Origin of the sequence: Vibrio fujianensis (genome assembly GCF_002749895.1) — a bacterium.
Classification (GTDB): Bacteria; Pseudomonadota; Gammaproteobacteria; order Enterobacterales; family Vibrionaceae; genus Vibrio; species Vibrio fujianensis.
Genome location: NZ_NBUS01000039.1, coordinates 125,237 through 134,273 on the forward strand (window position 1 = coordinate 125,237; position 9,037 = coordinate 134,273).

A 9,037-nucleotide genomic window follows, 5' to 3' on the forward strand; every position below is an offset into this window, starting at 1 on the left:
GACCGTTACCAATAAAGGTCATCGCCCAGTCACTGCTATCAGACCATTCGTTCATCGAGCCTTTGACATACACCACAACATCACCATAGGGAGGTATGCTAGAGACATCTTTATTGTCTTTATTGACTGGCAAACCTACACCTTGCGCGCCGTTTTGTGGCTGAACAAATACCGCCGTAGTGAGCGCTGGAACGGTAAAGGTTTCAGCTGAGAAGATTGCACCTTGCACGATGTTATCCGCAGAGTTTTGTTGAACTGGATGCAGCTCGAAACCTGTTGCGCCTGCAACTTTGAAAGATTGCTCCGTTGATGTTGAGTTCACAACAGCCACAATCGCATCGTAGTTCGAATCCAAATCGGCACCTGCTGATGTACCATCGTCGATGGACATCACAATCAAGCCTTCCACTTGGTCTTGGCCCACGTTGCGGAAATCAACCCGATTCATCACCTCTTGCGCGGTGTCTAAGCGGAACAGTTCACTGGTACTACGAATTTTTAGTAACTCTAGGAATTGTTGCTTCGTCAGCTCGATGTCGGTTGAGTCTGGTTTCGCTGTACTGTCACCGACGATGGTTTTGATTAGCTCCCAGTTTGCACCGTCTTTATCTTCACGCGGTAAACCAACGTTCCAGTTGTTATCGCGCCCATCAAAGAAGACTCGGTTAAACCAATCACCCGAATCGTACGAGTCGCGCTGCATGGATTTCGAACGCAATAACTCAGATCCCATATGGATGAACGGAATACCTTGGCCTAGCATCACCGTTGATAACGAGACAGATTGCATGCGTGCACGCTCAGCTGACGAAGTACCGGTCGCGATCTTATAGGCGTTGTTGTCCCATAGCGTTTGGTTATCATGCTTAGAAACATACGAGATATTTTCTGATGGTGCTTTGGTGTAGCCCGCTGGCGCACCATTGTAATCGACGTTTTTACCTAGTTTAGTATCGCCTTTGTAATCCAGAAGAACATAATCGGCTAAGTTACCGGCCATGCCTAGACGAACCAGATCTTGGTTGTGTAAACGACCATTGATCGATTTTGCATCGGTTTTGGTTTCTTCGTTTGGATAAGCGGCATTACCGAAACCTTGGTTAAAGCGAAGTGGGTGCAGCCCCTCAGAATCAACACCGCCATCAAACGGGCTTCCGCCACGCACTGCATCACGCAGACGATCCGAGAAAGTACCAATTTCAGTGCCCGCCATGTTGACTTGTGTTGCCTGCTCAAAACGAGCGTTTTGCGCAACTTCACCGAAGTCCCAACCTTCACCGTAGAATAAGGTATTTGGATCGATCTTACGCACTTGTTGCAACGCATACACCATCACATCTTTCGGCTGGTGGCCCATAAGGTCAAAACGGAAACCATCGACTTTGTAGTCATCCGCCCAAATCAACAGCGAATCAACCATCAGTTTGCCCATCATAAGGTTTTCGGTGGCGGTGTTATCACAACAGGTTGAATTTTCGACACCGCCAGTGTTGACGTTTAGACGGTGGTAATACCCAGGGACAATTTTATCCAGTACTGATTTTTCGTTCACGCCAGAGGCATTGGTGTGGTTGTACACCACATCCATCACTAATTTCAGCCCCATTTTATGGGTTGCTTGCACCATTTCACGGAACTCAAGGATACGCGTAGCGCCGTTAGGATCAGTCGCATAACTGCCTTCTGGCACGGTGTAATGGTATGGATCGTAACCCCAGTTGAAGCTATCTAACATGCGAAGGTCGTTCATTAACGCTTGTGCTTTATCTGTCGCAGGATCGTAGCTGTTGAGTACCTCTTCAATGACTTTTGTCTCGGATTCGGTTTCGCAAACGGAAGCATCTGGTTTAATACCACATAGCTTGCCTACCGTATCGGTAATATCAACACGATTTGCCGCATCTTCATCTACCGTAGCAATGTCGAAAGCGGGCAGAATGTGAAGGGTTGTTAAACCTGCATCTTTTAATGCTTGCAGATGTGAAACCGATTCTCGGTTTGCTTCGGTGAGTGCTAAGTACTTACCGTTGTATGCTTTGGTACCTTGAGTGTCGCTAAAGCTAAAGTCGCGAAGGTGAGACTCGTAAAGGACATGATCTTCGTCTTTGTTAACCGTTGGTCGTGCGTAGGTGTCCCAACCTTGAGGTTTTAGGCTAGAATCATTTTCAAGATCAACCACTTGAGAATAGCGTGAGTTTTTCGACAAGCTTAATGAATATGGATCTGTGACCAAACGCGTTTCGATGGCACCCGTTGTTGGGTGGTACACCTTCACTTGATAGCGATAGTATTTGTTAACAACGTTGCTTTGCGCCTCAGAAGCCCAGATCCCTGTTGCTGGATCCTCTGTCATTGCAACGGTCGCTTCTTCTGCTAAATTTTCATCGTAGATAATCAGATCAACATCTTGCGCGGTGGGTGCCCATAGTTTGAAGGTCGCGGCACCGCCTTGCACAATCGCACCCAGTTTTTGGCTAATTGCGTCACCCGTCTTGGAATCGGCAAACACAGCATCTAATACACCGGCTTTTTGTACTTCCGTCGCTGCGATCACCTCATCATTGGCGTTATATGCCACCATCACGATTTGTGATTTTAAAATGGTACGTAATGTCTCATCATCGACATCAAGGCTTGCCGCTTGTAAACTCGCAAGATGGCGAAAACGCGCCTTCAGTTCAGCAGACAATTCACCCGTTTTAGTCAGCTCAAGTGCGGTACCGCCGGAGATTTGCTTATCTTCATCCATCTTAATGTCGTTGCTGAGGCTGTAAAAAAGCTTAACCGAATCAGCATTAGCGACCGCTTCCCATGCGATAATATCAGCATCTAACCAATGCGCTTTTTGACCATCGATCCCCACTGGTCGCTCTGCAATGGGCGCATAATAAAGTTCGCTGCTGCCATGAAAACCAAACAAGCCCTTTGACTCACCGAGTTGGGTGAGATCAACTTTAGAATTAGCGCTGCCAAACGCTTTCTCATCCCCTTTATGCAAAATAAAGTTCATACATTGATGAGGATCAGAAGCATCAGGATTAACTTTCAACACATAATAAGCACCATAAGTTTCACTGATCCCTGTAAATGGATAAGGTGATCCCCAATCGGTGCCTGTCGTGGCCAGCCCCATGGCAGCAAGATCGGTACTGGTACAACCTTCACCATTCCATAAATGGAGTCCCCAGCCATCATAGTCATTCGCGTTCGCACTGGCTCTTGCAGTAGAAGCAGCATCTCGTTTGTAATAGATGACAACTTCGTTCTCTCCTGCGCGGTATAAATCAACACTTGAGTCCGTGTTGTCATTACTGCTATCACTGCCACAACCACTGATCACCGCAACGGAAATCAAAGGCAGGACGATTTTAGCAATCGTTGGATTTTAGCAATCGTTGATAAATTAAAGTTTTTATTGTCCACGTTTACAAATCCATTGTTATTGAAGTGAGATAATCGATGTGTTGATGTTTCAAAGTACCGTACCTGAAGCGCTGCACACCTGATTAAAGGCAACATGCCGAAAAGGAAATGTTCTGCTCAATGCTAGAGCACCGAAGCATCCACAAAACGTGAGAACCAATGGTTAAGTTTTTTACCAAGAAAAATTTTCTAATATCATTGAGGTTATTCACAAATCAGATAACAAAATGGCTGCAGAGTGAGATAAAGCCCACACCTTGGAAGGGAAAAGTTTGCTAGGAGGAGACGTTGGGGATGAGTTGCAAGGAGGAGATCTCAGCCTCAAAATGGTGAGTCGGATCACTCAAAAGTAACGCGATATTTTTCATTAAAAAGTAAGTCACCATCAAGAGGCTGCCAAACCGCCGATTCAATCAGTTGATCGTTCAACGGATACCATCACGCTGAACAAGCAACCATCTGCCATTCAGCGTGGGAAATATCACGGTACTGTTATTGATGAACTGTTATTGATGATAAAACTCACGATACCAAGCAATAAACTCAGCAACGCCTTCTTTGACCCCGACACGAGGACGATAACCTGTAGCCGTAAATAAATCTTCCGTGTCTGCATAGGTTTGATACACGTCACCAGGTTGCATACCGCGGAAGTTTTTGTTTGCCTCCATACCGAGTTCGTCTTCAATCGCTTTGACAAATTCCATCAGATTAATCGGACTACCGTGACCAATATTATAGATGGCATAAGGAGCAGAGCTGCTTGCGGGTGAACCTTTTTCGACCGTCCAATCCGGATTACGGGTAGGAACCACATCAGCAATCCGTACCACCCCTTGGACAATATCCTCAATATGGGTGAAATCACGCCACATATCACCATGATTATTAATATCGATTGTTTCCCCGGCTAAAATCTTCTTGGTGAAGATAAACGGAGCCATATCCGGCCGCCCCCATGAGCCATAAACCGTAAAAAAGCGTAAGCCAGTGGTGGGAATATCGTATAAATGCGCATAGCTGTGCGCCATCAACTCATTGGATTTTTTCGTCGCGGCATAGAGAGAAACCGGATGATCTACCGAATCGGAAGTCGAAAACGGCACTTTGGCATTTAACCCATAGACTGAACTGGATGAGGCATAAACCAAATGGCCAACCTGTTCTTGCCGACAACCTTCTAAAATATTTAAGTGCCCCACAAGGTTAGAATCGGCATAAGCGTGCGGATTTTCTAACGAATAACGCACCCCAGCTTGCGCCGCCAAATGAATCACTCGGTCAAACTGTTGCTGATGGAAAAGCGCTGCCATTTTTTGGCGATCAGCAATATCTAGCTCAATAAATTGGAATTGAGGATGCACAATACGTGCTAAACGAGCCTGTTTTAATGCGACATCGTAATAATCGTTAAGATTATCGATCCCAATCACTTGATGCCCCTGCGCCGTCAGTTTTTCTGCAACAGCGCTACCAATAAAGCCCGCCGCTCCCGTGACAAGATATTTCATAAAATAGGTACCTTTAATTAAGTCAAACAGGTCGTTACTCGGCCCAGATTCTTGTTTAAAAAAGCTTATCACGAGATGAAAAAGATGTTTATCGCTTTATCGAACCATTTTCTTGGTTTGATGGTGGCAAAAACCTCATCAACACCCAAACAACTTGGAGTTGCAGCTAGGCGGCCAGTGAGTGACAAATTTGTCTGTAACAGATCTGAACAGCCATAGGCTAGCCTTTGGTGAGAGCCACGGATGGCTCTTATCATCTTCCCAAGAACCTAGGATCTTGGTTTAAGACCACCCCGTCAGGCTATGCCTGCCACCCCTCCGGAGGAGGGGAATTTTAAAAAACCGAGTGTGCTCTTATTCCCCTCCCTCGGAGGGGTGCCCGAAGGGCGGGGTGGTTGATGCTCTTAATTAGCGCTTCAAGTAATGTTTATAAGAATAAGTATTGGGCTTACTGACAATTTCCGTATATTCAAATAACCGCCCATCAGTTAATTTTCCCACTGAAGTTAACTTGAGTAAGGGAGTCTCTGTTGTTACCCCTAAACATTTAGCAATATGCTCATCAGGTAAAATGGCGGCAAAATCTTGAATAGCACCATCGATTTTCAACCTTAGTACTTGCTCTAAATAATGATATTTAGACCCTTTTAAATGATTCAAACTCAGATCGGGAAATAAGCTGGCAGGCATGTAAGAGTCTTCATAAATTGATAAGACACCATTAATAAACATAAAGCGTCGAATAAAATAGACCTTCTCACTATCACTGATCGCAAGAGCTTGAGCAACATGCTCAGGAGGTGTCATCAGCGCGAATTGCTCAACGTCGTAACTCAATTCGGCTCCAGATTCAGCTAGGTATTCTCGGTTACTGCGTAAACTAGACATTGAACCCGTCATACTTTGACCGATCACCGTCGTTCCTGCACCTTGCCTTTTTTCCACCATACCCATTTTTACCAGTTCATCGATCGCCTTACGTACAGTAATTCGACTGACGGCATATTCATCCATTAATTTACTTTCTGTTGGTAGGTTATCGCCGATCTGAAACTCTCCCGAATCAATGCGTCCTTTGAGTGCCAACATGACTTTTTTATACAACATAATTAACCTCTCTCACGATAAAAAACATCATACAACAATAAGTAACAAATCAAATACCTATTTATTGACTGAGTTCACTTTTTCGTAGCATATCGGCTAAAACAGAAAATTCATGCTAAAATTGTATCTTAATCACACAAAAAACAAGCAATTCATCCTTTTTAATACCAAGATCACATTAAATACATTATATATTTGTACTGCATTGGATATACCAACTACATTAGTAGGGTCTTAAGGCGGAACCGTATTTCCCCCAAGATTACTTGGGATACATCAATGGACACTAGAAGGATTTTCCAATGTTAAGTGCAATACAACGCTTAGGCGGAGCCATGTTTACGCCCGTACTGCTCTTTCCCTTTGTTGGGATTATGGTTGGGCTGACTATCGTACTCAAAAACCCCATATTTGTAGGTGATTTAGCCAACCCAGACGGTTTGTACTATCAAGTCCTGTTTATTTTAGAAGAAGGCGCTTGGACTCTATTTCGTAATATGCCCTTGCTTTTTGCGGTAGGCTTACCGATTGGTTTAGCAAAAACCGCACATGCACGGGCCGTATTAGTAGTGATGGTCTCTTACCTTACTTTTAACTATTTTATCTGTGCGATGGGGACTCAATGGGGTACCTTCTTCGATGTTGACTTTAATCAAGCCATCGGTGGAACCTCCGGGTTAACCGATATTGCAGGCATAAAAACATTAGATACCGGTATTTTTGGTGCCATCATTATCTCAGCCATCGTTACCGGACTGCATAACCGTTTTTTTGATAAACCCCTACCGGCTTATTTAGGCATTTTCCAAGGAACAGCATTCGTTGCTATTGTTGCTTTCTTTACCATGCTTCCTGCTGCATGGGCCACTTTATATATCTGGCCTTCTATTCAACATAGCATTTTAGATTTACAAGGGTTTTTGGTCAGTTCTGGATCTTTTGGTGTGTGGCTTTATACCTTTTTAGAACGCATTTTAATCCCGACGGGCCTGCACCATTTTATCTATGCCCCTTTTGTCTTTGGTAATGTCGCAACCCCCAACGGCATTTATGTCGACTGGTTTGCCGGGTTAGAAACCTTTACTCATTCGACACAAGCCATTAAAGATCTTTTCCCCGCTGGTGGTTTCGCTTTGCATGGTAACTCCAAAGTGTTCGGTTGCAGCGGTATCGCTCTCGCGATGTATCATACGGCTAAGCCAGAAAACCGTAAAAAAGTAGCAGCGTTACTGATTCCCGCGACACTGACTGCCGTCTTTGTTGGCATTACCGAACCGTTAGAGTTTACTTTTCTCTTTATCGCACCTTGGCTATTTGCCGTCCATGCTTTGCTGGCAGGTACCATGTCGATGGTGATGTATATGTTTGGTGTCGTCGGCAATATGGGTGGAGGATTAATTGAAATTATCACCGGCAATTGGGTTCCACTACTCGGTAGCCACACTTATATGATGATCACACAAACCGTCATCGGGTTATGTTTCACGGTAATTTATTACGTTACCTTTAAATTTCTTATTATCAAATTTAACGTCGCACTCCCCGGCCGAGATGGTGCCGAACTCAAGCTACGCACTAAGCAAGACTTTAACGAAAAACACGGCATCAGTAATAAAGCAGCCGCCTCCACCACGCCATTACATATTCAAGCCATTGAAACCATTGAAGGGCTTGGTGGGATAGACAATATTACCGAACTCAGTAACTGTGCCACTCGCTTACGCGTGACCGTGCAAGACCCCCAGCTAGTCGCTAACGCTGATTATTTTATGGAAGCTGGAGCGGTCAATGTCGTGAAAAATGGCTGCGCAATTCAAGTCATTATCGGTTTACATGTACCGCAACTGAGAGAAGCGTGCGAACAAATCATCCAACAAACACATAAGCATAGCGAACAAAGCCCAATAGCAAGCTGTTAACGTAATGGTGATTCTCTTGTCATTGATTTGCGGTAGAGAATCCCACTCATTTTGATTTTATTGCAGGCGTGCTCAACACCCTGCCTCCTGGAACGATTTGCCGTGATCGCAGCCAATCGCACAGGATTAGACACTGATTAACTAACGTGAGGTTTAACATGAACAAAGCATTCTCTATCGTAATCGCAGGTGGTGGCTCAACATTTACGCCAGGTATCGTCATGATGTTATTAGAAAATCAAGCACGCTTTCCCATCCGTCAGTTGAAGTTTTACGATAACTTTGCCGAGCGCCAAGAAGTGGTTGCAAAAGCCTGCGAAATACTGCTAAAGGAACGCGCTCCACACATCCAATTTTCCTACACTACCGATCCTAAAGAAGCTTTTACTGATGTCGACTTCTGCATGGCACACATTCGTGCGGGTTTGTATGCGATGCGTGAGCAAGACGAAAAAATCCCACTCAAACATGGCTGTGTCGGCCAAGAAACGTGTGGAGCCGGAGGTGTAGCTTATGGGCTGCGCTCTATTCCAGCCGTTATCGAGCTGATCGATTACATGGAAAAATATTCACCTAATGCTTGGATGCTTAACTACTCAAACCCAGCAGCGATCGTTGCCGAGGCTTGTCGTGTCATGCGTCCAAACTCAAAAGTATTGAATATCTGTGATATGCCAATTGGTATCGAGACCCGTATCGCGGAAATTCTCGGCTATCAAGATCGTAAACAGTTTGATGTGATGTATTACGGACTCAATCACTTTGGTTGGTGGAAAGAATTTAAGGATGGAAAAACTGGGGAAGATTTATTGCCTCGCATCAAAGCATACATTAAAGAACATGGTTATTTGCCGCCTAGTGCGCTTAGTGGTGCTCAACATACCGATGAATCTTGGAAAGAGACCTTCATCAAAGTGCGCGATGTATACGCACTTGATCCAGAAACCATTCCGAACACCTATTTAAAATATTATCTCTTCCCTGATTATGTGGTAGAGCATTCCAATAAAGAATACACCCGAGCCAATGAAGTCATGGATGGTCGTGAAAAAGAAGTCTTTACTGAATGTCGGCGCA

Annotated in this window: 5 protein-coding genes; 2 read left to right on the plus strand and 3 right to left on the minus strand. The window is 44.7% G+C overall.

Annotated elements, in window-relative coordinates; genetic code table 11:
* From pulA to B7C60_RS05400, 3 genes are all read right to left on the minus strand, one after another.
* Positions 1-3,376: pullulanase-type alpha-1,6-glucosidase (gene pulA, locus B7C60_RS05390; RefSeq protein ID WP_245868666.1), on the minus strand; the 3,376-nt coding region annotated here is incomplete at its 3' end.
* A gap of 553 nt (positions 3,377-3,929) precedes the next feature.
* Entirely contained in the window at positions 3,930-4,934 is a 1,005-nt protein-coding gene (locus B7C60_RS05395; RefSeq protein WP_099610775.1) for an NAD-dependent epimerase, read from the minus strand.
* Between the two features lie 408 nt (positions 4,935-5,342).
* Positions 5,343-6,041 (minus strand): GntR family transcriptional regulator, encoded by a 699-nt coding sequence (locus B7C60_RS05400; protein ID WP_099610776.1) that lies wholly within the window; start codon positions 6,039-6,041, stop codon positions 5,343-5,345.
* 302 nt (positions 6,042-6,343) lie between these two features.
* Here B7C60_RS05400 and B7C60_RS05405 point away from each other — a divergent pair, with 302 nt between their 5' ends.
* Positions 6,344-7,960, plus strand: a complete 1,617-nt coding sequence (locus B7C60_RS05405) for an alpha-glucoside-specific PTS transporter subunit IIBC (protein WP_099610777.1) — start codon at positions 6,344-6,346, stop codon at positions 7,958-7,960.
* A 158-nt stretch (positions 7,961-8,118) separates the two neighbouring features.
* On the plus strand, positions 8,119-9,037 hold a 919-nt coding region (locus B7C60_RS05410), incomplete at its 3' end, for a family 4 glycosyl hydrolase (RefSeq protein ID WP_245868604.1).

What these genes read in the sequence shown, in the direction of transcription:
- B7C60_RS05405 (WP_099610777.1), top strand. Translation starts at nt 6,344, where the DNA reads ATGTTAAGTGCAATACAACGCTTAGGCGGAGCCATGTTTACGCCCGTA.
- B7C60_RS05395 (WP_099610775.1), bottom strand. Translation starts at nt 4,934, where the DNA reads ATGAAATATCTTGTCACGGGAGCGGCGGGCTTTATTGGTAGCGCTGTT.
- B7C60_RS05400 (WP_099610776.1), bottom strand. Translation starts at nt 6,041, where the DNA reads ATGTTGTATAAAAAAGTCATGTTGGCACTCAAAGGACGCATTGATTCG.